The organism is Mycobacterium sp. NGS45 (assembly GCF_059812645.1).
Window position 1 is genome coordinate 14,157 of record NZ_JCALDB010000007.1, and the last position, 26,539, is coordinate 40,695.

The following is a 26,539-nucleotide window of genomic DNA, read 5'->3' on the forward strand; positions in this document are numbered from 1 at the left end:
ACGGTTGGTGGCCCCAACTGTACGCAACCCGATGTCGGGGCCTGACGACTAGCAAGCTCAACAGGTCGGGGGTTCGCCCCCAGCTGAAATGGTTTCCAACGCCTCGACCGCCCCGCGCAGGTTTTCCACCTTCACCAACTGCAGACCGTCCTGCTCGGCCGAGCGGGCCTCGGCGCAGTTGTCGGCCGGCACCAGGAACACCGATGCGCCGGCTTCCCGGGCGGCCAGCATCTTGTGCGTGATCCCGCCGATCGGGCCCACCGCACCGTCGCCGGCGATGGTTCCGGTGCCGGCGACGAAGTTCGACGCCGGCAGCTCGCCCGGGGTCAGCTTGTCCACCACAGCCAGGCTGAACATCAGCCCGGCCGACGGGCCACCGATGTTGGCCAGGTGGAAGTCGATCGTGAACGGGGCCCACGGCGCATCACGTACCCCGACCCCTAGATAGCCGTAGTCACGGTCGGGGTTCTCCCCCAGCGTCACCGTCGTCGTGCCGATCGGCGCGTTCTTGCGCCGGTAGTCGATGACGATCTGATCGCCGGGCTTGGTTTCCTTGAGCAGCGCGGTGAACTCGTCGAGGTTGGCCACCGGCGTGCCGTTGACCGCGTCGACGGCATCGCCGTCCTGCAGCTTGCCGGCCGAGGGACCCGGGTCGGTGACGCTCTCCACGGTCACCGCCTTGGGATAGTCCAAGAAGCTGAGCGCGGCGTACTCGGCACTGTCCTCGGAACGCTTGAATTCCTCGGTGTTGGCCTTGTCGACGTCTTCGCGGGACTTCTCCGGCGGATACACCTGATCGCGGGGCACCAACTGTTCGCGTCCGGACAGCCACAACGCCAGTGCCTGACCCAAGGTCAGACCGTCCCGCTGGGACACCGTGGTCATGTTCAGATGCCCGGACGTGGGCTGGACCTCGGTGCCTTCGATCTCGACGACGGGTTTGCCGTCGAACTCGCCGAGGGTGTCGAAGGTGGGGCCCGGACCCAGCGACACGAACGGCACCGTCACCGCCGCCAGCAGCACGCCGAACACCACGATCGGCACCAGCGCCACCAGCAACGTCTGAATCCGCCTGTTCACGCCGCCCACAGTAGACGGGCCGGTTCACTGACAGCGTGACCGGCAATCGCACTTCGGTCCGACACGGTCGGTACCGTTGAGGTCATGGCTGACCTGCCCTTCGGGTTCTCCTCCGGCGACGGACCAGATCCGGACAAGCGCCGCAAGGACGACGACCCGCGCGCCTCGGACCCGTTCGGTTTCGGCTCCGGCGACATGGCCGACCTGGGCCAGATCTTCACCCGACTGGGACAGATGTTCTCCGGGGCGGGCTCCGCGATGGCCGGGGGCGCCAGCTCCGGGCCGGTGAACTACGACCTGGCGCGGCAGCTGGCGTCGAACTCGATCGGGTTCGTCGCACCGGTGCCGGAGGGGACGGCCAAGGCCATCTCGGATGCCGTGCACCTGGCCGAGACCTGGCTCGACGGTGCCACCGCGCTGCCGGCCGGCACCAGCAAGGCGCTGGCCTGGACCCCGTCGGATTGGGTGGACAACTCGCTGGACACCTGGAAGCGGCTGTGCGATCCGGTCGCCGAGCAGCTGTCCTCGGTGTGGGCGTCGTCGCTGCCTGAGGAGGCCAAAAGCATGGCCGGGCCGCTGCTGGCGATGATCTCCCAGATGGGCGGTATGGCGTTCGGCTCGCAACTCGGCCAGGCGCTGGGCACGTTGTCCAAGGAAGTGCTGACCTCCACCGACATCGGCTTGCCGATGGGCCCCAAGGGCGTCGCGGCGATCATGCCGGACGCGGTCGAGGAGTTCTCCAGCGGACTCGAGCAACCGCGCAGCGAGATCCTGACCTTCCTGGCCGCCCACGAGGCGGCCCATCACCGGCTGTTCAGCCACGTGCCGTGGCTGGCCAGCCAGCTGCTCAACAGCGTCGAGGCCTACGCCAAGGGCATCAAGATCGACATGACCGGCATCGAGGAACTGGCGCAGGGCTTCAACCCGGCGTCCATGGCCGATCCGGCCGCCATGGAACAGCTGCTCAACCAGGGCATGTTCGAACCCAAGCCGACCCCCGAGCAGGCCGCCGCGCTGGAGCGGCTGGAGACCCTGCTGGCCCTGATCGAAGGTTGGGTGCAGACCGTCGTGATGGCCGCGCTCGGCGAGCGACTGCCGGGCGCGCCGGCACTGTCGGAGACGTTGCGCCGCCGTCGGGCCAGCGGTGGCCCGGCCGAGCGGACGTTCGCCACCCTGGTCGGGCTCGAACTGCGGCCCCGCAAGCTGCGCGAGGCCGCCACCCTGTGGGAGCGGCTGACCGAAGCGGCCGGTACCGATGCGCGCGACGCCGTCTGGCAGCACCCCGACCTGTTGCCCACGTCGTCGGACCTGGACGAACCGGCCGCGTTCATCGACCGGGTGATTGGCGGCGGCAGCTCCGAGATCGACAACGTGATCGCCGAGTTCGAAAAGGCGCTCAGCGAGGACGCCGACTCGTCTTCGCGCGACGCCGGCGGCGAGGGTGACGACGACGGCGACGGCGGCGGCGAGGGCGAGCGACCCAGCCAGGGCTGACCGCCTGTGGATGACTGCGCACGGGTAGCGGCCGGTCCTGTCAGCATCGGGTGATGACGACGCGACTGGCCCCGCGCTACAGCCTGGATCCGGCCATGCCGGTGCTCTTGCGGCCCGACGGCGTCGTGCAGATCGGCTGGGACCCGCGGCGCGCGGTGCTGGTGCGTCCCCCGTCGGGCATGTCGACCGGGGATCTGGCCGAATTGCTGCGCAGCATGCGCTCGGTGGTCGGCGTCGAGGACCTGCATCGCACGGCGACCCGGCGCGCACCGGTCAGCGTCGACGAACTGACCGCGTTGATCGACGCCCTGGTGGCCGCCGGGGTGGCCAGCCCGACGGTCCCGGCGCGGGCCGGGCGGGCGATCTCGGTGCGGGTGCATGGCCGCGGACCGCTGTCGGATCTGTTGGTCGACGCGCTGCGCCCCACCGGTGCCCGGCTGAACCGGACCAGCCAGTTGCACGCCACCATCCGCCTCGATGACACCGACCTGGTGGTGCTGGCCGACAACCTGGTCACCGATCCGCGGTTGATCGAGGCCCTGCACGACGCGCGCGTCCCGCATTTGGCGGTCCGGGTGCGCGACGGCACCGGCTTGGTGGGCCCGCTGGTGATACCTGGGGTGACAAGTTGTCTGAACTGTGCCGAACTTCACCGCAGCGATCACGACGAAGCCTGGCCGGCGGTGGCAGCGCAACTGCGCGACACCGTCGGCGTCGCTGACCGGCCGACGGTGCTGGCCACCGCGGCACTGGCGTTGGGCCAGGTCCAGACCGTGATTCGGGCGGTTCAGGCCGGTGACGCGATGCCCGCACCGGCCGCGCCGACCACTTTGTCGACCACCCTGGAACTCGATGTCGGGGCAGGTTCGATCGCCACCCGGCACTGGCCGAGGCACCCCCGCTGCCGTTGTTGAAAACGGTTGTTGCCAGATCGGTGCACCACTCGGATCGGGCGTCATGGATGATATGAGGCATGTCAGAGATCAAGCGTGGCGGCATGGCGCGCAATGCGAAGTTGGCCGGCCTGGCGGGCGGCATGGCCGGACGTGCCGCACTAGGCTTCGGCAAGCGGTTGACCGGTAAGTCGAAAGACGAGGTCAACGCTGAATTGGTGGAGAAGGCAGCCGAGCAGCTGTTCACCGTCCTCGGCGATCTCAAGGGCGGCGCGATGAAGGTCGGGCAAGCCCTCTCGGTGCTCGAGGCGGCCGTGCCCGAGCAGTTCGGCAAGCCCTACCGCGAAGCACTGACCAAGCTGCAGAAGGACGCCCCGCCGTTGCCGGCCGACAAGGTGCACCGCGTGCTGGACTCCCAGCTGGGCACCAAGTGGCGGGAGCGGTTCCAGTCCTTCGAGGACAAGCCGATCGCGTCGGCGAGCATCGGGCAGGTGCACAAGGCGGTCTGGTCCGACGGCCGTGACGTCGCCGTCAAGATCCAGTACCCCGGCGCCGACGAAGCGCTGCGCGCCGACCTGAAGACCATGAAGCGTCTGGTCGGTGTGTTCAAGCAGCTGGCGCCCGGCGCCGACGTGCAGGGCGTGGTCGACGAGCTGATCGACCGCACCGAGGAGGAGCTGGACTACCGGCTCGAGGCCGACAACCAGCGCGCCTTCGCCAAGGCCTACGACGGCGACCCGAAGTTCCTGATCCCGCACATCGTGGCCAGCGCGCCCAAGGTCGTGATCGCCGAGTGGATCGAAGGAATTCACCTGTCGCAAATCATCCGGGAAGGCACCCAGGAGCAACGCGACCTGATGGCCACCCGGCTGTTCGAGTTCTGCGACGACGCGCCGCGCCGGCTGGGCATGGTGCACGGCGACACCCACCCGGGCAACTTCATGCTGCTGCCGGACGACAAGATGGGTGTGATCGACTTCGGCGCGGTGGCCGCGATGCCCGGCGGCTGGCCCGTCGAGCTGGGCCAAATGCTGCGCTTTGCAGTCGAGAAGGACTACGACCGGCTGCTGCCGACCATGGAGAAGGTGGGCTTCATCCAAAAGGGTGAGCAGGTCTCCACCAGGGAGATCGACGACATGCTGCGTCAGTACGTCGAGCCGCTCGAAGTGCCGGTGTTCCACTACCGGCGCAAGTGGCTGCAGAAGATGACGTCGATCGAGCTGGACAAGGCTGCCGACCAGATCAAGGCGGCCCGGCAGATGGACATCCCGCCGAAGTTGGCCATCCCGCTGCGCACCATGGCTTCGGTGGTGGCGATCTCCTGCCAGCTCGACGCCCACGTGCCGACTCGACGGATCGCCGACGAGATGGTGCCCGGTTTCGCCGACGCCTACGAGGTCGAGGCCGGCGCTTAACTCTTTCGAACGCCGAAAAGCCGGCTCTGCAGGTATCCCGGATCGGGGTGTGCAGAGCCGGCTTTCGGCGTTGTGGGTCAGGCTGTCGCGGCCCTCGCCGTGAGGCGGGCGTGAGGCGGCTGTCGCGTGAGGCGGCCGTCGCGTCGGATGGCAATGCGCCAGACAGCCTTACGTCAGGCGGCGACGTCCTTGCGCGGGCGACCGCGGGGCCGCTTACGCGCCACGATCGAGCCCCGCTCGAAGATTTCGCCACCCCAGACACCCCACGGTTCACCGCGATCGAGCGCGGCGGTCAGGCACTGCCGACGGATCGGGCAGTCGGCGCACATCTGCTTGGCGCGTTCCAGATCCGTGGGCGTCTCGGCGAACCACAGATCGGGATCTCCGACATGGCACGGCAGCACCGGCAGTTTTTCCTGGCGGACTGTCAGGGCCGACATGTCCATTCACCTGCTTTCTGATCTCGAGGCGTTCAGTTGCTTGCTGAGATCCGAGACCAGGCGTCGAAATGACGATGGCCACGGATCCGATGACGTCGGTCCGTGGCCATTTGGCTTGCTTCGCAGGTTTCCTAGATGAAACCTCGAATCACGAACGCGTCGGTCGGGGCGGCGGGGCGGCGCTTGCGCTGCGGGGCAATCGCGGCACCCGCCCAGCCGGCGTGGGCTGCGGCAGCCGGAGCCAGGGCTGCTGCGGCCGGAGCCAGGGCTGCGGCAGCCGGAGCCAGGGCTGCGGCGGCGTGGGCGTGGACCGGCAACGGCAAGAGTGCTGCCGGGGCCGCGGATACGCCGGAAACGCCAATGGCACCGATGGCCCGGGGGGTCCCTGCGGTACGCACGGCTTCGGCGCTGACGACGCCCGATGCGATTGAAATCATTTGGGGACCTCCCTTCAGTTGACGCGCGGATAGTGCGGGTTCGAGGCTAACCGCTAAAAGGTGAAACTCACAAGCAATTTTCTGACCAGGGGTTCTTGCCGTCTTGGATGCACTCCGACGGTCGGAGAGGGGCGGAGCCGTCGACTCGTCGCCCTGTGCGAAGTGCGGTACGTCGGCCGGCACGTCGGCGCGCGCCCAGTGAGGACTCAGGTAAATCGACACTGCCGAGTGAGGAATGACGTATTTCAGCACGTGCCCAGTGAGGACTCAGGTACATCGACCACGCCGAGTGAGGACTCAGGTACATCGACGGCGCCGAGTGAGGACTCAGGTACATCGACGGCGTCGAGTGAGGACTCAGGTACATCGACCACGCCGAGTGAGGAGTCACGCACAGGTCTTCTCGCACTTCTTGTACGTGGTTCCTCACTCGGCAGCGAGCAGGTACGAGATTCCTCACTCGACGCCCGCCATGTACCTGGTTCCTCACTCGACAGCGGGCCACGTACCTGGTTCCTCACTCGACAGCCCACCAGGTACGAGATTCCTCACTCGGCGAAGTGAATCCGCGGCACCGACACCGCCTACAGCTCTCAACCGTCGCCGCGGACGACCTCGAGGACGCCCGCGCCGAACTGCTCGAGCTTGCGGGCGCCGATTCCGGAGATCGCGACCAAGCCGGCGTCGTCGGTGGGCCGAGTCTCGGCGATCGCCATCAAGGTGTTATCGCTGAACACCACGAACGCCGGAACCTTCAGCTCCTGCGCCGTGCGCAGCCGCCAATCCTTGAGCCGCGCCAGCAGGTCGGTGTCGACATCGCCGGCGCAGGTATCGCAGCGGCCCAGGATGGTCGCCGACGCGGTGCTCAGATCGGCGTTGCAGACCCGGCAGCGCTTCGGCGCGCCCCGCTGGCGACGGGAACCGCGCTTTTCGGCTTGCAGCTCGGTTTGCGGCGCGATGCCGTTGAGGAATCGGGACGGTTTGCGGCTCTGGCGCCCACCGGGAGTACGGGACAACGCCCAGCTCAGACCCAAGTGTTTTCTGGCCCGGGTGACACCGACGTAGAGCAGCCGGCGTTCCTCTTCCACGGGTTCACTGTCGGGTCCGTGCGCCAGCGCGTGCGAGATGGGCAGCGTGCCGTCGGCCAAGCCGACCAGGAACACCGCGTCCCACTCCAGCCCCTTGGCGGCGTGCAACGAAGCCAGCGTGACGCCCTGCACCACCGGTGGGTGCCGGGCATCTGCGCGCAACCGCAACTCGGCCACCAAACCCGGCAGATCCAGGTTCGGGCGGTTGGCGACTTCTTCGTCGACGAGTTCGGCCAGCGCGGTCAGCGCCTCCCAGCGCTCCCGAACCCGGGTACCGGTCGGCGGCTGCTCGGTCAGCCCGAGTGGCTCGAGCAGGGCCCGCACCGTGGCCGGCAGATCGACTACCTCAGACGCGTCGGCACGTTCGGCAGCGCGCTGCAACGCCAGCAGCGCCTGGCGCACCTCCTGACGGGTGAAGAACCCTTCCCCGCCGCGCACCTGGAAGGGGATGTTGGCTTCGGTCAACGCCTCCTCGTAGACCTCGGATTGCGCGTTGATCCGGTACAGCACGGCGATCTCGGCGGGCTCGACCCCGGCGGCGACCAGCTTGGTTATCGCCCTGGCGACCGCGTTGGCCTCGGCGACCTCGTCGGGATATTCGGCGAACGACGGTTCCGGCCCCGGCGGGCGCTGTCCGATCAGGTGCAGCTTGCTGCCCGCGACCCGGCCGCGCGCGGCGGCGATCACCCGGTTGGCCAGCGACACCACCTGCGGTGTGGACCGGTAGTCGCGTTCCAGCCGCACCACGGTGGCGTCCGGGAACCGTCGGGAGAAGTCCAGCAGGTACTGCGGGGTGGCCCCGGTGAACGAGTAGATGGTCTGGTTGGCGTCGCCGACGACGGTCAGGTCGTCACGGTCGCCCAGCCAGGCCTGCAGCACGCGCTGCTGCAGCGGCGTGACGTCCTGGTATTCGTCGACCACGAAGCAGCGGTAGCGGTCGCGGAACTCCTGGGCGACGGCGGCGTCGTTCTCGATGGCCGCGGCGGTGTGCAGCAGCAGATCATCGAAGTCCAGCAAGGCGACATCGCCACGGGCCTTCAGGTTTTCGTAGCCGGCGTAGACGGCGGCGACCTTGTCGGCGCTCATCGGAATGTCCCGGCCGAGCCGGGCCACCTCGGCGGCATAGCCTTCCGGGGCGATCAACGAGGCTTTGGCCCATTCGATTTCGCCGGCCAGGTCACGTACGTCGTCGGTGCTGGTCGAGACCCGGGACCGGTTGGCGGCCTGGGCGACCACGGAGAACTTGCTGTCGAGCAGCTGCCAGCTGGTGTTGCCGACCACGCGCGGCCAGAAGTAGGACAGTTGACGCCGCGCCGCGGCGTGGAAGGTCAAGGCCTGCACGGCACCGACGCGGGTTGCCGCACCGTCGGCGGATTCCATGGTGCGCAGCCGGCTCCGCATCTCCCCCGCCGCCCGCGAGGTGAAGGTCACCGCCAGCACCTGACCGGCGGCGACGTGACCGGAGCCGACCAGATGCGCGATCCGATGCGTGATGGTGCGGGTCTTGCCGGTGCCGGCACCGGCCAGCACGCAGACCGGTCCGCGGGCGGCGAGCACCGCTTCGCGCTGTTCGTCGTCGAGACCGTCGGGCATGGCTACATCCTTGCAAAGCGGGATGACAAGATTGGGACATGACTGACACGCCCCAGGTGACCATGTACACGACCACGTGGTGCGGCTACTGCCGCCGACTCAAGACCGCGTTCAAGGCCGAGGGCATCACCTGGGTCGAGGTCGACATCGAGCAGGACCCCGAGGCCGCGAAGTTCGTCGAGTCGGTGAACGGCGGCAATCAGACCGTGCCGACCTTGAAGTACGCCGACGGGACCACCGCCACCAACCCCAGCATCCGCGACGTCAAGGCCAAGCTGGCCGGCTGATCGGGACGCTGGCTCGGCTTGTCGTCTCCGGCTGACTGGTCGGCCGGCAGATATTCGACTACTCCTCGGCGAAGGCCCAGGATTCGATGATCTCCCGGGCGATCGACACCGCCCCCGGCAACAGCAACTCGGAATCCGAGGTGGCCGCGTCGGTCCAGTCGCCGGCGGCCAACGCGGCGCGCACCTGCTCGCGGCTGAACCAGCGGGCCTCGGCGATCTCGCCGTCGTTGAAGCTGAACGGCTGCTGCGGGTCGGCAACCGCGTGGAAGCCGACCATCAGTGAACGCGGGAACGGCCACGGCTGGCTGCCCAGGTAGCGCACGTCGCGGACCGAGAGTCCGATCTCCTCGGCGATCTCGCGGGTCACGCAGGTCTCGAACGACTCGCCGGCTTCGACGAACCCGGCCAGCAGCGAGAAGAACCGGTTCGGCCAGGTGGCTTGCCGGGCCAGCGCAACCCGGTCGGCGTCGTCGTGCACCAGGCAGATCACCGCGGGGTCGATGCGCGGGAACTCTTCGTGCCCGGTCAGCGGGTTGATCCGCGCCCAGCCGCCCTTGCTGGCCCGGGTCGGTGCGCCGTCGACCGGGCTGAACTGCGCATTCTCGTGCCAGTTCAGCAGCGCGGTGGCCGACGACACCAACTGTGCGCTGACGTCGTCGAAGACCGCTCCGGCCTGGCGCAGGTCGATGACGGCGGCGTCGGCGCCGTCGTTCGGGGGTTGCAGCGGCGCGCGGATCGCCCAGACGTGGCGGCCGTCCTCGACCCGGCCCAGGAACACCGCGTCCGGCGGCGGGGTCGGACCGAACGAGCCGGCGTCGTCGAGCAGCACCCGGCCGCCGACGATCATCACCTGACCGCGGCCGTCCACCCGCAGCACCGCGGCCTGCGCCCAGCCGGCGATCGCGGCGTCGATGTCGGTGCGCAGATGGTCGGAGCGGTCGGCTCCCACCCGGGACAGCAGTGGGGTGTTGCGCAGCCGGAAGTCAGTCACGATCCTCCCCGGTCCGCACGTACAGCAGCCGGTCGCCTTCCTCGAGCGCGTCGGCGTCCGGTTCGTCGAGGCGCATCAGTTTGCCGCCGCGCACCACCCCCAACACGATGTCGACCAGGTGCTTCGGCGAGCCGCCGATCTCCTTGGGTTCGACGTCGCGTTCGGCGATGGCGAATCCCTCGTCGGGGGTGAGCAGGTCTTCGATCACCTCGACCACGCTCGGTGTGCTGGTGGCCATGCCGAGCAGTCGGCCCGCGGTCTCCGAGGACACCACCACCGAGTCGGCGCCGGACTGCTGCAGCAGGTGCTGGTTCTCGGCTTCCCGGATCGCGGCGATGATCTGCGCCTTGGGCGCCAGTTCGCGCGCGGTCAGGGTGACCATCACCGCGGTGGGGTCGTTGTTGGTGGCGACGATGATGGCCTTGGCGAACTGCGCGCCGGCCAGCCGCAGCACGTCGGCCTTGTTGGCGTCGCCGCGCACGGTGACCAGGCCGGCCTGGCTGGCGCGGTCCAGCGCGCCCTGGTCGGTGTCGACGACGACGATCTCGCCGGGCGGCACGTCGTCGCCGATCATCGCGGTCACGGCGGTCTTGCCCTTGGTGCCGTAGCCGATCACGATGGTGTGGTTGCGCACGGTGTTCCTCCAGCGCTGAATCTTGAGCGCCTGCCGCGACGCCGCGGTCAGGGTTTCCACGGTGGTGCCGATGAGCACGATCAGGAATGCCACCCGCAGCGGGGTGATCACCAGCACGTTCACCAGCCGCGCGCTCGGGCTGAATGGCGTGATGTCGCCGTATCCGGTGGTCGACAGCGACACCGTGGCGTAGTACATGCAGTCCAGGAAGGACAGGTCCTCGCCTTGGACGTCGCGGTAGCCGTCCCGCTCCAGGTAGACGATCAGCACCGCGGCGAACAGCGCGCCCAGCGCGTAGAGCATCCGGCGGAAGATGCGGCTGGCCGGGCTGACGAACTTCTCCGGGATGCGCAGGTAGTCGACCAGCGCGGCGTCCGGCTTGGCGGTCAACGCCTCATCGAGGCTGCGCAGCCGACGGCGCAGCAACCGATTCCTAGCCACGGCGTCCCGTCATCGGCGTCGTCCTCGACTCTGCGCGTCGCACGTGATCATGTAACCACGACGGCTGCCTCGCCAGCATCTCCTGTGGGTGTTGGGTCCGGTTGCCGCAGCAACGCGGCCAGTTGTTCGCGGTCGGGCAACTCCGGCGGGATGACGGTGGCGCCGCTGCGCACGTAGTGGAACGCCGCGCGCACCTGGGCGGGGTCGCAGCCGTGCAGCGCGGCCCAGGCCAGCCGGTAGACCCCGAGCTGGGTGGCGGCCAGGCGTAGCGCTTCGGCGTCAGCGGGCGGTTCACCGGTCTTCCAGTCCAGCACGGTGACCCCGCCGTCGTCGTCGACGAACACCGCGTCGATCCGGCCGCGCACCACCCGGCCGCCGAGCACCATCTCGAAGGGCACCTCGACGTCGATCGGGGTGCGCGCGGCCCACGGCGAGCCCATGAACGCGGTCTGCAGGTCGGACAACGCCTCCGAGTCGATCGGGGTGTTGTCGCCGTCGACCGCGCCGGGCAGGTCGTCGAGGTCGAACAGCCGCTCGGCGCCGTAGAACCGTTGCACCCAGTCGTGGAATGCGGTGCCCAACAGGGCATGCGGGTCCGGGCGCGCCGGCAGCCGCCGGGCCAGTTTGCGGGCGGCGGCCAGCGGGTCGCGGCGCAGTTCGACCAGTGCCGACACCGACAGCTGGCTGGGCAACTGCGGCGCGACGGGTTCGGCGGCGCGAGCCCGCTCGGCCAGCAGTGCGTCGACGTCGGCAACCCAGCCTTCCGGGTCATCGAGGTCCGGTGGGCCCTGCCGGGCGTCCGGGTCGGCCGGCGCGCTGCGGCCGTGGTGGGCGGTCAGCGCGGCCTGCACCAGGGCCGCGCCGGCCTGCAGGTCTGCGGCGGAGTTGGCCTGCGGCGGCCACACCGCTTCGATGACGTTGTCGCACAACGGGTTCGATTGCCCGGCGGCCGGTTCGGGTTCCCAGTGCTCGACCTGCCCGCAACGCCCGTCGGCGCCGGCTTCGATCACGGCGCGCAACTCGGTCAGGAACTCCGAAGGCCCGCGCGGTTTGAGGCCGGTGGCGCCCCAGTGATGCCCGGACACCAGCAGGGTGTCCTCGGCGCGGGTGATCGCAACGTAGAGCAGCCGGCGTTCCTCGTCGAGCCGACGCTGTTTGAGCTGTTTGGTGTGCGCGTCGATGAGGTCGGACAGCTGGCGGCGATCGGTGACCGTCGAGGTGTCCAGCACCGGGACGCCGTGCGCACCCAGCCCGGCGCGGTCCCCGCGCAGCAGCGGCGGCAGTTCGGCCGGGTCGGTGAGCCAGCTGCGCATCGCGGTGGTGCTCGGGAACACCGGAGTGGACAGGTGCGGCACCGCGACCAGTTGCCATTCCAGTCCTTTGGCCGAGTGCACGGTCAGGATCTGCACCCGGTCGGCGGCCACGCTCACCTCGGCCGGCGCCAAACCGTTCTCGATGGTCTCGGCGGCGCTCAGGTAGGCCAGCAGGCCGGGCAGGTCGGTGGCCGCGGTGGCGCTGCGGGCCGCGTAGCCGTCGACGACGTCGGCGAACGCGTCGAGTTGCTCGGTGCCCGACCAGCCGGTCTCCCCCGCGCGGGCGGCGCGGGCCTCGACGTCGATGCCCAGCAGCCGGCGCACCTCGGCGACCACTTCGGTGATCGGGCGGTCCAACCGGCCCCGCAGCGCGATGAGTTCCTCGGCCAGGTCACCGATGCGCTGCTGACCGAGCTCCGAATAGTCCTGTGCAGCACCGGGATCGCAGATGGCGTCGGCCAGGCACGGGCCGTCGAAGCCCAGCACGTCGTCGACGATTCCGCTCAACGCCGGCGTTTCGTGCGGAGCAGCCTGCGACCCGGCCAGATCGCGGGCGCGATTCCACAGTGCAGCCAGATCGCGGGCACCGAGACGCCAGCGCGGCCCGGTCAATACCCGCACCGCGGCCGCACCGGCAGCCGGATCGGCGACCAGTCGCAGCATGGCCACCAGTTCGGCGACTTCGGGCACGCTGAGCAATCCGGACAGCCCGACCACCTCGACCGGCAGTCCGCGGGCACGCAGCGCGTCGGCCATCGGCCCGGCATCGACGTTGCGCCGGACCAGCACCGCGGCCGTCGGCGGGGTCTCCCCCGCCTCGGCGGCCTGCGCGTAGCGAGCTGCGAAATGGTCTGCCACCCAGTCTCGTTCGGCGACGACGTCGCGCAGCAGCGCGCAGCGCACGGTGCCCGGCTGCGCGTCGGGGCGGGCCTGCAGTGGCCGTACCGTCACCGAGCGTCGCCGCGCCTCCGCGGAGATCGCGTTGGCCACCGCCAGCGTGCTGGGCGGGTTGCGCCAGCTGGTGCGCAGCTCCAGGGTGGGCGCCGGGGTGCCGTCGCCGAGCGGGAAGTCCGTGGCGAATCGGGGCAGGTTGGTGGCCGACGCGCCGCGCCAGCCGTAGATCGACTGGATCGGGTCACCCACCGCGGTCAGCGCCAGACCGTCGTCGACCCCGCCCCCGAACAACGCCGACAACGCGACCCGCTGGGCGTGCCCGGTGTCCTGGTACTCGTCGAGTAGCACCACCCGAAAGCGTTGCCGCAGTTGAGCACCCACGTCCGGGCAGCGCTCGGCCAGCTGCGCGGCAGCACCCATCTGCATGCCGAAGTCCATCGCGTTCTCGGCTCGCAGCCGCTGATGCAGCGCATCGATCAACGGCACCAGCGAGCTACGTACGGTCTGGGTTTCCAGCAGCCGCAGCAGCCACTGGCTGGGCCCGCCGCGCTGGTTGGGACCCGCCGGCAAGGTGTGCACCAGCTGCTCGAGTTCGAGATGGGTGTCGCGCAGTTGCGCGGTGTCGACCAGATGCTCGGCGAGCTGCCCGGACAGCGAGAGCACCATGGCGGTGACCGCGGCCGGGTCCTTGTCGGTGTCCAACTCACCGTCGTAGCCGGCGACCACCTGATAAGCCAACTGCCACAACTCGGTTTCGCCGAGCAGCCGAGCATCCGGTTCCACCGGCAGTAGCACTCCGAACTCGCGCAGCAGTGCCCCGGCGAACGCGTGGTAGGTCGAGATGGTCGGTGACTGGCTCGGCCCGAAGTCGGTGCCGGCCGGGATCAAACCGCTGCCGGCGAGTCGGCCCAGCCGGGAGCGCACCCTGCGCAGCAGCTGGCCGGCCGCCTTGCGGGTGAAGGTCAAGCCCAGCACCTCGGCGGGGGCGGCGTAGCCGTTGGCCACCAGCCACACCACCCGCGCGGCCATGGTTTCGGTCTTGCCGGCTCCGGCGCCGGCGATGACCACCACCGGGCCGGGCGGCGCGGAGATCACCGCGGCCTGCTCCTCGGTGGGCGTGTGCAGGCCGAGCGCGTCGGCGAGTTCAGCCGGCGTGTAGCGCGGACTCATGCCTGTTCTCCGCTGGGGTTGTGGGCTGGGCAGCTGGACTGTACCGGGCAGTGCGCGCAATTGCGGTTGACCCGCGCCACGAACTGCGGTCCGGCGGTGGCCGCGGCGGCGCGGTGCACCTCGGTGCGCCACTGGTCGCGGCTTTCGTCGGTGAGCGGGTCCTGCTCACGTTCGGTGGCCCCGCCCGCGTTGGGCTTGCCCAGATAGACCAGCCGGCCACCGCCGGGCTGGGTGCCGCCGGGCAGCAAACCCTCGGCGACCCCGAGTTGGTACATCGCCAGCTGGGCGTGCTGCTGGGCGTCGGCCTTGGTGACCGGGCTCTTGCCGGTCTTGATGTCGACGATCACCAGCCGCCCGTCCCGGTCGCGTTCCACCCGGTCGGCCCGGCCGCGGACCCGCACCGGCGGGCCGCTGCCCTCGGGGGCTTCCAGCACACCCTCGACCGGCATCTCGGTGCCGACCTCGGTGAGTTGGTCGCGGGTGCCGTACCGCCACGCCACGAACCGCTCGATCATCGCGCGGTGCCGGACCAACTCGTTGCGGGCATACCACGCCGAGTCGAACGGCAGCCGATCCCAGATCGCGTCCAGTTGCGCCAGCATCGAATCCTGCTGCGCACCAGGAACACTGATCAACGCGTGCACGATGGTGCCGAGCGCCGAGCGCAGGTCACGGTCCCCGGAACCGCCGTGACGTTCCAGCAGCCAGCGCAGCGGGCAGTCCTGCAACATGGCCAATGTGGACGGCGACATGGTCACCGTCGGCGCGAACGCACCGTCGGCGGGCTGCGCCTCCCACAGCGGCGCAGTGCTGCTCACCGGGTTCAGGCCGTACCAGTCATCGGGATGCGCGCCGGGCACCCCGGCCGCCGCCAACCGCGCCAGCTGTTCTGCGGCCCGCACCCGGGTCTGCTCGTCGACTGCTCCCTCGGGCGCGCAGACCGCGCTGCGCAGCCGGCCGACCACCGCGGACGTCGAGAGCACCCGAGGTGCCGCCACCGGAGCGGGTGTCTGCGGCGGCACCGGGGCGGCGGTGGCGTGCCGGGCGATTTCGGTGAAGAACGCCGACGGCAAGTCGGCCCCGTCGCCGTCACCGTCGACCGCGGTGACCACCAGCCGATGCCGGGCGCGGCCGACCGCGGCGATCAGCAGCCGCCGTTCATCGGCCAGCAGCGGTGCGCGATCCGAGGCGTCGGCCGGCACCCCGTCCAGCACGTCCAGCAGCCGCTGCGTTCCCAACACACCGCCCCGCGGAATGGTGTTGGGCCACAATCCATCCTGCAGCCCGGCGACCAGCACCAGATCCCACTCCCGGTCCAACGCCTGGTGCGGACTGAGGATCGCGACCTCCTCGGCCGGGACCACCGGCTCGGTGGCCGGGGTGCTCAGCCGCAGCGCATGGACGTGCTCGACCAGCGCGCTGACGGTGGCGCCCGGGGTGCGCGAGACGAACTGCTCGGCGACGTCGAACAGCCCGGTCACGCAGTCGAGGTCCTGTCCGGCCAGCCGGTTGGCGTCACCGCCGCGCTCGCACGCAGTCACCAGTCGGCGCTGTAAACCGGTGCGCTGCCAGGCCTGCCACAGCGTGGCGCGTGGATCGGCGGAATCGGCGCGGGCGGCGTCCAGTACTGCCTTGACCCGGCGCAGCGGCTTGGCGAAGGCCGACGCCAGCCCGGCCGGGACCTCGTCGAGGGCGCGACGCACCAGGTCACCGGTTTCGGCCGCGGGCTGCTGATAGATCCGGCGCAGCGCGCGGCGCAGCTGCCGCAGCGACACCGGATCCACGCGTCCGATCGGCCCGGTGAGCAGTTGCAGCGCCGACTCGGCATCGAGGCCGTCCACGGCCGCGGTCAGCACGGTGAGCAGGGCGCGCACCGTGGGGTTGTCCGCCAGCGGTGGGTGCGCGGCCGGCGCTGCGACCGGAACGCCGGCGGCCGAAAGTACCCGCGGCAGACCAGCTCCGGTGCGCGCGACCGAGCGGACGATCACCGCCATCTGTGACCACGGCACACCGTGTTGCAGATGCGCACGGCGCAAGGTGTCGGCGATCAGCGCGGCTTCGGCGTGCTCGGAGCGGGCCAGCAGCGCCGAGACCGCGCCCGGCTCGGTGTGCGCACTGTCCAGCCGCGGTTGCGCGGCGCGCCCGGGCAGCACCCGACCGAGGCCGTCGACGACGGCGGCCACCGCCGGCGCACAGCGGTGCGAGGTGGTCAACGTGATGGCCGGGACGTCGTCGTCGACCAGCAGTGCCGGATCGGCGCCGCGGAACCCGAACGCCGTGCGGGCCGGGTCGCCGGCGAAGACCGCCAAATCGGCGGGCCCGGCCACCAGTCGCACCAGCTGGGCGGCCTGCGGGTCGAGCTGCTGGGCGTCGTCGACCAACAGCACCCGGATCCGGGCGCGTTCGGCGGCCAGCAGTTCACCGTCCAGCGCGAAGGCATCCAGGGCGGCGCCGACGAGTTCGGCGGCGCTCAACGCCGGCACGGTGGCTTGCGGCGCGGCCATCCCGACCGCGGAACGCAGCAGCATCACCTGCTCGTATTGCAGCGCGAACCGGCCGGCCGCAGTCCATTCCGGGCGCGCGGCCCGACGACCCAGCCGCTGCAGCTCGCGGGCGTCGACCCCGCGTTCGGCGCAACGGGACAGCAGATCCCGCAGTTCGGTGGCGAAACCGGCGGTGCGCAGCGCCGGATGCAGATGTGCCGGCCACCCGGCGGCACCGTCCTCGACGTCACCGGCCAGCAGTTCCCGGATGATGCCGTCCTGCTCGGCGCTGGTGATCAGCCGCGGCGGCGGGTCCCCGGCCCGGGCGGCGGCCAGCCGCAGCACCGCGAACGCGTAGGCGTGCACCGAACGCACCAGCGGCGCCCGCACCACCGCACCGTCCGGTCCGGCGTCCAGCAGGGCCGTGGTCAACGCGCTGCGGGTCTGGGTGCGTAGCTTGCCACCGCCGGTCAGCAGCAGCACCGAGTCCGGGTCCACCCCGGCACCGATCCGCGCGGCCGCCACGTCCACCAGCAGGCTGGTGACCCCGGTGCCCGGGCCGCCGAGCAGCCGTACGGTGCCGCGGCACTGCGGATCCAGCAGCGTCGCCGCGGCCGGCTGCCAGCAGCGGGCCGCGATCCGGGCGGGCGCGGTGTGTGCGGTGGTCATATCGGCATGACACCACGGGGGTACGACAAGTTCGGGTACCTGGCACGATCGACGTCGTGACGCACTGCTTGCACGTTCATCGATACGGCCCGTCCGGACCGGCCCAGGTGTTGGCGCTGCACGGCCTGACCGGGCACGGCCAACGCTGGGAGCAGCTGTCCACCGAGTATCTGCCCGGCGTACGCGTACTGGCCCCCGACCTGGTGGGGCACGGCCGCTCCAGCTGGTCGGCGCCGTGGACCATCGAGGCCAACGTGGCGGCATTGGCTCAGCTGCTCGACGACAACGGCAACGGTGCCGACGAACCCGTTGTGGTGGTGGCACATTCATTCGGCGGTGCGGTGGCGCTGCAGTTGGCCGCGGCCCGCCCGGATCTGGTGGCGGCGTTGGTGCTGCTGGACCCCGCGGTCGGGCTGGACGGGGACTGGATGCGTGAGATCGCCGACGCGATGCTGGCCGACCCGGACTACACCGACCGCGACGAAGCCCGGGAGGCCAAACGCACCGGCTCGTGGGCCGACGTCGATCCGGCCGCGCTGGACAAAGACCTCGATGAACATCTGGTCGCGCTGCCCAACGGCCGGTTCGGCTGGCGGATCTGCGTGCCGGCGATGATGTCCTACTGGAGCGAGCTGTCCCGCGCTGTGGTGTTGCCGCCCAACGGGATCCACACCGTTGTGGTGCGCGCGAACTGGACCTCACCGCCGTATGTCGACGCCGCCCTGGTGGATGCCCTGCGCGGCCGGCTCGGGGAGAATCTCGTCGTGACCGAGTTCGAATGCGAGCACATGGTGCCGCACGCCAAGCCGGCCGAGACCGCCGAGGTGATCCGCGCGGCGCTGCAACGCACAGCGAGTTGACGATGGCGCGGGTCTCCGACGAGCAGGTCGAGTTGGTCCGCGCGCTGGTGGCGTCGATCCCGTCGGGCAAGGTCGCCACCTACGGCGACATCGCCTCGGCGGCAGAGCTTTCCAGCCCGCGGATCGTGGGCTGGATCATGCGTACCGATTCCTCGGACCTCCCCTGGCATCGGGTGGTCCCGGCGTCGGGTCGGCCGGCAGCGCATCTGGCGTCACGACAGTTGGAACGGCTACGCGCCGAAGGTGTGCTGGCGGTCGACGGCCGGATACCGCTGCGCGGACCGGACTCGGTGCGGCACGTGTTCTGATTGGCGTTGACTTAGTACTGAGGTAGGTGTTTTCGCGAAATCGGCTACCTAGACGCTAACTCAACGCAAGTTGACTAGAGCGAGAGCCGGACCAGCGCGGCGGTCTTGGCCAGGCCCGGGAACGCCGACGCGGTGGCCCGCGGGTGCAGTGCATGTACGGCGATCCGGAACATCAACGCCCGCAACAACATCTGCGGCCATTCCGGCAGCGCCTCCCACCGCTCGACCAGACCGTCGTCGGCCTCACCCCAGGACAGCGCATCGACGACGACGACGCCGGCCGCCCAGGCCGCCGGCCGCCAGTACGGTGTGATGTCGGTGATGCCCGGTGCCGCGGTGCCGGCGAAGAGCACCGTGCCGTACAAGTCGCCGTGCACCAACTGATTCGGGCTCTTGGTGGGTTTGCGCAGCTGTGCCAACTGGTTGAGCAGATCGATGGACCGTTCCGAGTCGGGTGAACCCGGCGCCAGGCGCGCACCCGAGGGCAGCGAATGCAGTGGGCGGTCCTCCCAGGCGGCGCGGTCGGCGGCGATGAACACGTCGACGTCGGCCCACGGCGCGACCGGGGGTTGGGTCAGGAACCGGGGCCGTTCCAGCTTGGCGGTGGCCTCGTGCAGTCGCACGGCAGCCGAAACGACTTCGTCGTGCCGGGGTTCGGGGGTGCCGGCGACGTAGGTGTCCGCGCGCCACCCCGACACCACATAGCGTCCGTCGGTGGAGCGCACCGGCCGGGCCAGTCGAATGCCGTCAACGAACAGGGTTTCGCGGACCTTGGCCGACCAGGCCGCGCGGGCGTGGTCGGCGACCAGCGACAGCACCACCTCGCCGCAGCGCCAACCGCCTTCCCAGCCGGCACCCAACGGCGCCGGTTGCACACCGGAAAGCCCGAAGGCCGCCATCACATGGGCAGGCGGCGATTCGACGGTCACACCGTCACCCTAGCGTCGAGAGCCCGCCGGACCGGTTCGCCGAACGGCTGTGTCGCAACTCAGTACATCACCATGTCGGGCTCGATCTGGCGCGCCCAGGCCGCGATCCCGCCCTGCAGGTGCACGGCGTCAGCAAAGCCGGCCTGCTTGACCGTGGCCAACGCCTCGGCCGAACGCACGCCGGTCTTGCAGTACAGCACCGCCTTGCGATCCATCGGCAGCTTGGTCAGGCCCGCACCGGATTCCAGACTCGACAGCGGAATCAGTTCGGCACCCTCGATGTGGTTGATGTCCCACTCGATCTGTTCCCGCACGTCGATCACCGCGACCTTGGCATCCGAATCCAGCAACGCACGCAGCTCGGCCGGCGTGATGGTGGCATCCGCGCCGGCCGCGGCGGCCGGTTCGGAGACCACGCCGCAGAAGTCGTCGTAGTCGATCAGCTCGGTGATCTTCGGGGCGTTCGGCGCCTTGCGGATGTTGATGGTGCGATAGCTCATGGCCAGCGCGTCGTAAATCATCACCCGGCCCAACAACGAATCCCCGATACCGGTGATCAACTTGATCGCCTCGGTACCCATCACCGCCGCCACCGACGCGCACAGGATTCCCAGCACACCGCCCTCAGCGCAGGACGGCACCGTGCCCGGCTCGGGCGGTTCCGGATACAGGTCGCGGTAATTGACCGCCCGGCCGTCCGGCGCGTCCTCCCAGAACACCGCGATCTGGCCGGAGAACCGGAAGATCGAACCCCACACGTACGGTTTGTGCGCCAGCGCGGCCGCGTCGTTGACCAGATAGCGGGTGGCGAAGTTGTCGGTGCCGTCCAGGATCACGTCGTAGTCGCTGAACACCTCGACCGCGTTGTCGGAAGTCAGGCGGACCTCATGCAGGACGACGTCGACGTACGGGTTGATCTCGCGGATCGAGTCGCGTGCGCTCTGCGCCTTGGAGCGCCCGACGTCGGATTGTCCGTGGATGATCTGCCGGTGCAGGTTGGATTCGTCGACGACGTCGAAGTCGACGATGCCGAGTCGGCCCACCCCGGCGGCAGCCAGATAGAGCAACGCCGGTGAGCCCAGTCCGCCGGCACCCATCACCAGCACCCGGGCGTTCTTCAGCCGCTTCTGACCTTCCAGGCCGAGGTTCGGCAGGATCAGGTGCCGGCTGTAGCGAGCCACCTCGGCCTTGGTCAACTCGGCGGCCGGGGCCACCAGGGGCGGCAAACTGCTCACGTGCGCTGACCTCCTCGATTGCGAACTCGCGTTCACCTTCGATTCTGTCAAATGCCGGCCAGAGAGGGCCGCGACCGGCTACGCGATCGGATACGGCCAGGGATTGAACCGGCAGGTCTTGCCGTCGGTCTGCACCCAGTCCGGGTCGAACTTGGCGGCGTCGTCATTGGAGGTGGTGAACGTCTGCTGCATCATCACCGGAGCCAGGGCGCCGTTCTCCTCGCACGGCTCATGGTGCGAGTAACCGATGGCGTGACCCACTTCGTGGTTGATCAAGTACTGCCGATAGGAGCCGATGTCGCCCTGGAACGGCACCGCCCCGCGCACCCAGCGCGCCTCGTTGATGAACACCCGCGGCACCGACTCGCCGCCGTCGACCGGATGGTAGGCCGAGTTGAAACACGATGCCTCGAGCTCGATTTCGTAGCCGCAGCCCTCACGCACCGTCATCGGTGAGGTCAACGACACCCGGAAGTCGGGTTCGGTGTCGGCGCCGGCATCGATGCGCTGGAAGCCGAACTGCGGGTTGTGGATCCAGCTCTTCGGGTTGCCCAGGGTCTCACTGACCATCCGGGCAAACGAATCGTCGCCGCCGTAGGGCGTGGTGTCCAGACCGTCCTCGATCTCCACGGTGTAGCGGAAAGTCCGGGCGGTGCCCTCACCCACCTGCGGATCGACACCCGGGACGGTGCGCCAGGTCTTGTTGCCGGCCTCGGTGAACGCGCCGCCCTGGGTGGGCAACACCCCGGTCGGCAGGTCGGCGTCGAACTGCGTCAGACCGCGGGGCGGGGCGCCGATGATCGTGGTGCCCTGGGTGCCGATGGTCGGCGGGCCCTCGACGGCCATCGGGTCGGTTTCGGTCGTCGAGGCGCTGGTTCCGGTGACGGTCTGATAGAGCACCACGATGGTCACCACGGCCAGGACCGGCAAAGCGTAGGCGCGCCAGCCGTAGGTGCTGACGAACCGGCCCAGCCAGGTCTGCTTGCGCCACTGGCGGTGGTCATCGCGGTTGGCGCGAGGTCGCCCCGGGCCGGCTGCGGTGGGGTCGCGCAAGGCACGCAGCGGCTCATGCCACTCGCTGCGCAGCACTGGCACGCGACTTTCCCCGCGACGCCCAGGGTCGTAGGTCACCGACCAAGGATGGCACACGCTGCAGCTCAGGGGCTCTCGGCACGCCCGGGCAGCACGTGTGCGCTCGCGCCGTCGTGGGTTTGGCCGGCGCTGGTAGTACTGTCGTTGGGTGGCCTACCGCCACATTTCGTCAGATTGAGGACTTGATGAGCGAGCTCGCCAACACGACCGAGCGGCGAGGCGCCCGGGCAGGCCGAACCGAACGCGCAGCTGCCCGCGGCACCGAAACACCCCGCCGGGGCAACCGACTGCCGCGCGATGAGCGCCGCGGCCAGTTACTCGCGTCGGCCAGCGAAGTTTTCGTCGATCGCGGCTATCACGCGGCCGGTATGGACGAAATCGCCGAACGCGCCGGGGTCAGCAAACCGGTGCTGTATCAGCATTTCTCCAGCAAGCTCGAGCTCTACCTCGCGGTGTTGGCCCGGCATGTGGACAACCTGGTGTCCGGAGTGCGCCAAGCGCTGCGCACCACGACCGACAACCGCCAGCGGGTGCGGGCTGCCGTGCACGCGTTCTTCGACTTCATCGAGCACGACGGTCAGGGCTACCGGCTGATCTTCGAGAACGACTTCGTCACCGAACCGCAGGTGTCCGCGCAGGTCAAGGTGGCCACCGAAGCCTGCACCGACGCGGTGTTCGACCTGATCAGCCATGATTCGGGGCTGGATCCGCACCGTGCCCGGATGATCGCGGTGGGGCTGGTCAGCATCAGCGTCGACTCGGCGCGCTATTGGCTGGACAACGACCGGCCGATCAGCAAGGACGACGCGGTCGAAGGCACCGTGCAGTTCATCTGGGGCGGCCTGTCGCACGTGCCGCTGACCCGCAACTGACGTTTCCACGCTTTTCCCGTCGTGAACGATGAGTTGTGAACGCATCGCCCAAGTGGCGGCGTCAACAACTCACGGTTCACGAGTGCGGCCGCGGGTTTCGGTGCCTCAAGCCCGCCAGTTCAGGGGCGGACCCGCGCAGCTTGCCTAGTCGGTCTTGGGCGGCGTGACCGGCCCGACGCCGACACCGAACCCGACCCGACGACTGTCGACCGGTCCGATCTCGACGTAGGCCACGCGGGCGGACTGCACCAGGAAGCGCCGACCCTTGTCGTCGGTCAGGCTGAGCACCGCGGGAGACTTGGCGTCCTGCGACAGCGCGGCGGTCACCAGCTTCTCCACCTCTTCGGCGGTCTGCGTGCTGTTGAACACCAGCTCACGCGGGCTGTCAGTGACACCGATCTTGATCTCCACGCTGCACCCTTTCCATCGTCGGCGCTCGAGCGCGCACGTCCACAAGAAGGCTAGTAGACGGGGACGGCGGCGCGTCACACCAGGCGTTCGCGGACAGCGAAGACGGTGCCGAACTGCCACGATGGCGCGCCCACGAGCGCCGACACACCCCTGCCGGTGCACGCCCGCACGGCGGCGGCGCCGCTAGGCTCTGGTGTAGTTGTGACAAAAGTGACCAATGTGAAACTAGTGCACGGGTGGTGGCGCGATGAGTAGGCCGTACTGGAATGGTCCGGGAACGCGGGGTGGCAGCACCTACGCCGACGATGCACACCCGCGCTACGACGACGGGTTCGGCGCCGAAGACCGTCTCGACACCGACGCGATCGAGACCGAGTACCTCGACTACGACGATTACGATGAACCGCGCGACCATCGCTGGCGCTGGGTCGCCGGGTTGGCGGCCGTGGTGTTGTTCATTGCCGTGGTATCGATCGCCTCGGTGATCAACTCCGACAGTTCCACCAGTACGGCGTCGTCGACCGAGACCAGCTCAGCCGCCGAGGACGACGCCGTCGCGCAGGATTCCGCACCGACCAGCGCGCCGCGCACCGTGAGCGCCACCGTCCCACCGCCGGCGCCGGCCGTGCCACCCGAGGATCTGTCCCCCGAGACGGTGGTGACGGTGACGCCGTCGCAGCCGTCGGTGGTTGCCGAGCCGCCGCCTCCGCCGGTCGGCGAGGTGACCCCGGAGCGCACCATCACCTACACCGTGACCGGTGATCGCCCGCTGTTCGACCTGGTGACCATCATCTACACCGATGAGCAGGGCCTGCCGCGCACCGAGTTGAACGTGGCGCTGCCCTGGACCAAGACCCTGGTGCTCAACCCCGGAGTGGAGATCAAGTCGGTGACCGCCACCAGCGTGCAGGGTCATCTGAACTGCGTGGTCAACGACGGCAACGGCGCGGTGCTGGTCGAGCAGGCCAACAACACGATGATCACCACCTGCACCAAGTAGTGCCGCGGTCAGGCCAGACCCAGGTTGCCGATCCGCTCGGCGTGGGTGCGCTGTAGCCGGTCGAAGAACTCGGTCATCCGGCCCAGCCCGCCGGTTTCGGAGAGCACCAACTCGACCAGTTCGTCGTGGTCGGCCAGCACGTACTGGGCCTGCGTGATGGCCTCGCCGAGCAGCCGGCGCGACCACAGCGCCAGCCGGCTGCGCTGCACGCTGCTGGCCTCCACCGCGGCCCGCACCTCGCCGACCACGAACTGCGAATGCCCGGTCTCGGCCAACACACCGCGCACCACATCGGCGACTTCGTCGGGCAGCACGTCGGCGATCTCCAGGTAGAAGTCCGCCGCCAGAGCATCCCCGACATAGGTCTTGACCAGTGCTTCCAGCCAGGTGCTCGGCGTGGTCTGGCGGTGATACGACTCCAACGCACCGGCATAGCGCGACATCGCCGGGATGACGTCGACGCCGCGCGCGGCCAGCGCGTCCCGGAGCAGGTGATAGTGGCCCATCTCGGCGGCGGCCATGCTGGCCATGTTGATCCGGCCGGCCAGATCGGGCGCCATCCGGGCCTCGTCGGTGAGCCGATAGAAGGCCGCGACCTCGCCGTAGGCCAGCAACGCGAACAGTTCGTCGATGCCTGGATGGTCGGCCGATACGCGCACCGGACCGGCCGCGGGCTGCGTCGAACTCATGGGTTTCACTCTAGTTGCCCGGCCGCCACGGTCCCCGCGGCCGGGTTGTTCTTACCGACAACAAGGTATGATGGCACCCGGAAGCGACGCCACGTCACTTCCGTGGAAATGTGCGTGCACGTGTCCGGGTCCGCCTGATCGCAGCGCAGGGCCCCCGAGAAATCGGTGTCCGAGTCGAATCGTGACACCGGGATCGTCTCTTCAGCACTCGTGCGCGCGTGACGACGCGACGAGAACACAGACGAGCTGATCGATCCCGGTTCAACGGCAATTCGCAGCATCTCGCCTCGACTCACAACGACACCGAAAGGCGCACCACAAGCGCATGACACACATCAACAAATCCTTTGCCGAACTCGGCGTCCGCGACGAAATCGTCCGCGCCCTGGCCGAGCAGGGAATCGAACATCCCTTTGCCATCCAAGAGCTCACCCTGCCGCTGGCGCTGGCCGGCGATGACCTGATCGGTCAGGCCCGCACCGGCATGGGCAAGACCTACGCGTTCGGCGTCCCGCTGCTGCACCGCATCTCCACCGACACCGAGCGCCCGCTGACCGGCGCGCCGCGCGCGCTGGTCGTGGTGCCCACCCGGGAGCTGTGCATCCAGGTGCACGGCGACCTGGCCGGCGCGTCGAAGGGCCTGACCGCCGACGGCGGCCGCAAGTTCTCCACCGTCGCGATCTACGGCGGCCGCCCGTACGAGCCGCAGATCGAGGCCCTGCAAGCCGGCGCCGACGTCGTGATCGGCACCCCCGGACGTCTGCTCGACCTGGCCCAGCAGGGTCACCTGCAGCTCGGCGGGCTGTCCGTACTGGTGCTCGACGAGGCCGACGAGATGCTGGACCTGGGCTTCCTGCCCGACATCGAGCGGATCCTGCGCCTGACCCCGGACACCCGCCAGTCGATGCTGTTCTCGGCCACCATGCCGGACCCGATCATCACGCTGGCCCGCACGTTCATGAATCAGCCCACCCACATCCGGGCCGAGTCCCCGCAGTCGTCGCAGACCCACGACAGCACCGAGCAGTTCGTCTACCGCGCGCATGCGCTGGACAAAGTGGAAATGGTCAGCCGGATCCTGCAGGCCGAGGGCCGCGGCGCCACGATGATCTTCACCCGCACCAAGCGCACCGCGCAGAAGGTCGCCGACGAGCTCGCCGAGCGCGGCTTCAAGGTCGGCGCGGTGCACGGCGACCTGGGTCAGATCGCCCGGGAGAAGGCGCTCAAGGCCTTCCGCACCGGTGAGGTCGACGTGCTGGTCGCCACCGACGTGGCCGCGCGCGGCATCGACATCGACGACATCACGCACGTGATCAACTACCAGATCCCCGACGACGAGCAGGCCTATGTGCACCGGATCGGCCGCACCGGCCGGGCCGGCAAGACCGGTATCGCGATCACGCTGGTGGACTGGGACGAGCTGCCGCGCTGGGAGATGATCGACAAGGCGCTGGGCCTGGAATGCCCGGACCCGGCCGAGACCTACTCCAGCTCGCCGCACCTGTACGCCGAGCTCAACATCCCCGAGGGTGCGAGTGGCAGCGTCGGCGCACCGAAGGCCGCCAAGCGGTCCTCGCGCCCGGCCAAGGAGACCCGGGTATCCGGCTCGGGTGAGCGTCCGCGCCGCACCCGGGAGCGTCGTCGCACCCGCGGCGGCAAGACGGCCACCGGTCCGGCCGAAGGCGCCGAAACCGCCACCACCTCCGGTCGGGAAGGTGACGCCGGGGCCGCGCCGGCCGGCGAACCCAGCCAGGCCGCGCGTCGTCGCCGTCGTCGTCGTCGCAAGCCGGCCGCCGAATCGGCCGTCAACGCCGGCTGAGT

The 26,539-nt window shown here is 69.5% G+C and carries 22 protein-coding genes; 9 read left to right on the forward strand and 13 right to left on the reverse strand.

Annotated elements, in window-relative coordinates; translation table 11 throughout:
* Window positions 1-57 precede the first annotated feature (57 nt).
* Complete coding sequence (locus AC5Y3P_RS08200) at window positions 58-1,080, reverse strand: YlbL family protein (RefSeq protein WP_500045404.1); 1,023 nt, start codon at window positions 1,078-1,080, stop codon at window positions 58-60.
* Window positions 1,081-1,164: 84 nt separating this feature from the next.
* Between AC5Y3P_RS08200 and AC5Y3P_RS08205 the strand changes: the two genes are divergently transcribed.
* Genes AC5Y3P_RS08205 through AC5Y3P_RS08215 form a run of 3 tightly spaced genes read left to right on the forward strand, consistent with a single transcriptional unit; the run spans window position 1,165 to window position 4,882 of the window.
* The gene (locus AC5Y3P_RS08205) at window positions 1,165-2,574 is read left to right on the forward strand and encodes a zinc-dependent metalloprotease (RefSeq protein ID WP_500045405.1); all 1,410 of its coding nucleotides are present in this window, start codon (window positions 1,165-1,167) and stop codon (window positions 2,572-2,574) included.
* A 53-nt stretch (window positions 2,575-2,627) separates the two neighbouring features.
* Window positions 2,628-3,488 carry a cyclodehydratase gene (locus tag AC5Y3P_RS08210; protein WP_500045406.1) on the forward strand — a complete coding sequence of 287 codons (861 nt, stop codon included), beginning with the start codon at window positions 2,628-2,630 and terminating at the stop codon, window positions 3,486-3,488.
* A 59-nt stretch (window positions 3,489-3,547) separates the two neighbouring features.
* Window positions 3,548-4,882 (forward strand): macrolide-binding ATPase MABP-1, encoded by a 1,335-nt coding sequence (locus AC5Y3P_RS08215; RefSeq protein ID WP_500045407.1) that lies wholly within the window; start codon window positions 3,548-3,550, stop codon window positions 4,880-4,882.
* A gap of 173 nt (window positions 4,883-5,055) precedes the next feature.
* On the opposite strand, the gene AC5Y3P_RS08220 is transcribed toward AC5Y3P_RS08215, so the two are convergent.
* The 3 genes from AC5Y3P_RS08220 to AC5Y3P_RS08230 form a co-directional block, all read right to left on the reverse strand.
* Window positions 5,056-5,328, reverse strand: coding sequence for a WhiB family transcriptional regulator (locus tag AC5Y3P_RS08220; RefSeq protein ID WP_500045408.1), 273 nt, complete (start codon window positions 5,326-5,328; stop codon window positions 5,056-5,058).
* Window positions 5,329-5,453: 125 nt separating this feature from the next.
* Window positions 5,454-5,759, reverse strand: a complete 306-nt coding sequence (locus AC5Y3P_RS08225) for a hypothetical protein (RefSeq protein ID WP_500045409.1) — start codon at window positions 5,757-5,759, stop codon at window positions 5,454-5,456.
* 593 nt (window positions 5,760-6,352) lie between these two features.
* A complete protein-coding gene (locus tag AC5Y3P_RS08230) occupies window positions 6,353-8,440 on the reverse strand; it encodes an ATP-dependent DNA helicase UvrD2 (protein ID WP_500045410.1) in 2,088 nt (695 codons plus the stop codon).
* A 38-nt stretch (window positions 8,441-8,478) separates the two neighbouring features.
* Here AC5Y3P_RS08230 and AC5Y3P_RS08235 point away from each other — a divergent pair, with 38 nt between their 5' ends.
* Window positions 8,479-8,727 (forward strand): mycoredoxin, encoded by a 249-nt coding sequence (locus AC5Y3P_RS08235; protein ID WP_500045411.1) that lies wholly within the window; start codon window positions 8,479-8,481, stop codon window positions 8,725-8,727.
* A 58-nt stretch (window positions 8,728-8,785) separates the two neighbouring features.
* Here AC5Y3P_RS08235 and nudC read toward each other — a convergent pair whose 3' ends face one another.
* From nudC to AC5Y3P_RS08255, 4 genes are read right to left on the reverse strand one after another with little or no spacing between them, the layout of a single operon-like run.
* Window positions 8,786-9,718 (reverse strand): NAD(+) diphosphatase, encoded by a 933-nt coding sequence (gene nudC / locus AC5Y3P_RS08240; RefSeq protein WP_500045412.1) that lies wholly within the window; start codon window positions 9,716-9,718, stop codon window positions 8,786-8,788.
* The gene (locus AC5Y3P_RS08245; RefSeq protein WP_500045413.1) at window positions 9,711-10,793 is read right to left on the reverse strand and encodes a potassium channel family protein; all 1,083 of its coding nucleotides are present in this window, start codon (window positions 10,791-10,793) and stop codon (window positions 9,711-9,713) included. Before AC5Y3P_RS08245 ends, nudC begins: the two co-directional genes overlap by 8 nt.
* Window positions 10,794-10,840: 47 nt before the next feature.
* Window positions 10,841-14,170, reverse strand: a complete 3,330-nt coding sequence (locus tag AC5Y3P_RS08250; RefSeq protein WP_500045414.1) for an ATP-dependent helicase — start codon at window positions 14,168-14,170, stop codon at window positions 10,841-10,843.
* Window positions 14,167-17,322, reverse strand: a complete 3,156-nt coding sequence (locus AC5Y3P_RS08255; protein WP_500045415.1) for a PD-(D/E)XK nuclease family protein — start codon at window positions 17,320-17,322, stop codon at window positions 14,167-14,169. Before AC5Y3P_RS08255 ends, AC5Y3P_RS08250 begins: the two co-directional genes overlap by 4 nt.
* Window positions 17,323-17,378: 56 nt before the next feature.
* Here AC5Y3P_RS08255 and AC5Y3P_RS08260 point away from each other — a divergent pair, with 56 nt between their 5' ends.
* Together AC5Y3P_RS08260 and AC5Y3P_RS08265 are read left to right on the forward strand one after the other, a co-directional pair.
* Complete coding sequence (locus AC5Y3P_RS08260) at window positions 17,379-18,182, forward strand: alpha/beta hydrolase (protein ID WP_500045416.1); 804 nt, start codon at window positions 17,379-17,381, stop codon at window positions 18,180-18,182.
* Between the two features lie 2 nt (window positions 18,183-18,184).
* Window positions 18,185-18,490, forward strand: a complete 306-nt coding sequence (locus tag AC5Y3P_RS08265) for an MGMT family protein (protein WP_500045417.1) — start codon at window positions 18,185-18,187, stop codon at window positions 18,488-18,490.
* A gap of 74 nt (window positions 18,491-18,564) precedes the next feature.
* On the opposite strand, the gene AC5Y3P_RS08270 is transcribed toward AC5Y3P_RS08265, so the two are convergent.
* The 3 genes from AC5Y3P_RS08270 to AC5Y3P_RS08280 form a co-directional block, all read right to left on the reverse strand.
* Window positions 18,565-19,419: a TIGR02569 family protein gene (locus AC5Y3P_RS08270; RefSeq protein ID WP_500045418.1), complete on the reverse strand. Its 855-nt coding sequence runs from the start codon at window positions 19,417-19,419 to the stop codon at window positions 18,565-18,567.
* Between the two features lie 59 nt (window positions 19,420-19,478).
* Window positions 19,479-20,654, reverse strand: coding sequence for an adenylyltransferase/sulfurtransferase MoeZ (gene moeZ / locus AC5Y3P_RS08275; RefSeq protein WP_500045419.1), 1,176 nt, complete (start codon window positions 20,652-20,654; stop codon window positions 19,479-19,481).
* Between the two features lie 78 nt (window positions 20,655-20,732).
* On the reverse strand, window positions 20,733-21,785 hold the full coding sequence (locus tag AC5Y3P_RS08280; protein WP_500045420.1) for a DUF3152 domain-containing protein: 1,053 nt from the start codon (window positions 21,783-21,785) through the stop codon (window positions 20,733-20,735).
* A 146-nt stretch (window positions 21,786-21,931) separates the two neighbouring features.
* Here AC5Y3P_RS08280 and fasR point away from each other — a divergent pair, with 146 nt between their 5' ends.
* Window positions 21,932-22,618, forward strand: a complete 687-nt coding sequence (gene fasR / locus AC5Y3P_RS08285) for an HTH-type transcriptional activator FasR (RefSeq protein ID WP_500045421.1) — start codon at window positions 21,932-21,934, stop codon at window positions 22,616-22,618.
* Between the two features lie 144 nt (window positions 22,619-22,762).
* Here fasR and AC5Y3P_RS08290 read toward each other — a convergent pair whose 3' ends face one another.
* The gene (locus tag AC5Y3P_RS08290; protein WP_500045422.1) at window positions 22,763-23,029 is read right to left on the reverse strand and encodes a DUF3107 domain-containing protein; all 267 of its coding nucleotides are present in this window, start codon (window positions 23,027-23,029) and stop codon (window positions 22,763-22,765) included.
* 247 nt (window positions 23,030-23,276) lie between these two features.
* Between AC5Y3P_RS08290 and AC5Y3P_RS08295 the strand changes: the two genes are divergently transcribed.
* The gene (locus AC5Y3P_RS08295; RefSeq protein ID WP_500045423.1) at window positions 23,277-24,029 is read left to right on the forward strand and encodes a hypothetical protein; all 753 of its coding nucleotides are present in this window, start codon (window positions 23,277-23,279) and stop codon (window positions 24,027-24,029) included.
* Between the two features lie 8 nt (window positions 24,030-24,037).
* Here the strand turns inward: AC5Y3P_RS08295 and AC5Y3P_RS08300 are convergent, their stop codons facing one another.
* Window positions 24,038-24,718, reverse strand: coding sequence for a ferritin-like fold-containing protein (locus tag AC5Y3P_RS08300; RefSeq protein WP_500045424.1), 681 nt, complete (start codon window positions 24,716-24,718; stop codon window positions 24,038-24,040).
* Between the two features lie 325 nt (window positions 24,719-25,043).
* Here AC5Y3P_RS08300 and AC5Y3P_RS08305 point away from each other — a divergent pair, with 325 nt between their 5' ends.
* Window positions 25,044-26,537, forward strand: a complete 1,494-nt coding sequence (locus AC5Y3P_RS08305) for a DEAD/DEAH box helicase (protein WP_500045425.1) — start codon at window positions 25,044-25,046, stop codon at window positions 26,535-26,537.
* Window positions 26,538-26,539: the final 2 nt, after the last annotated feature.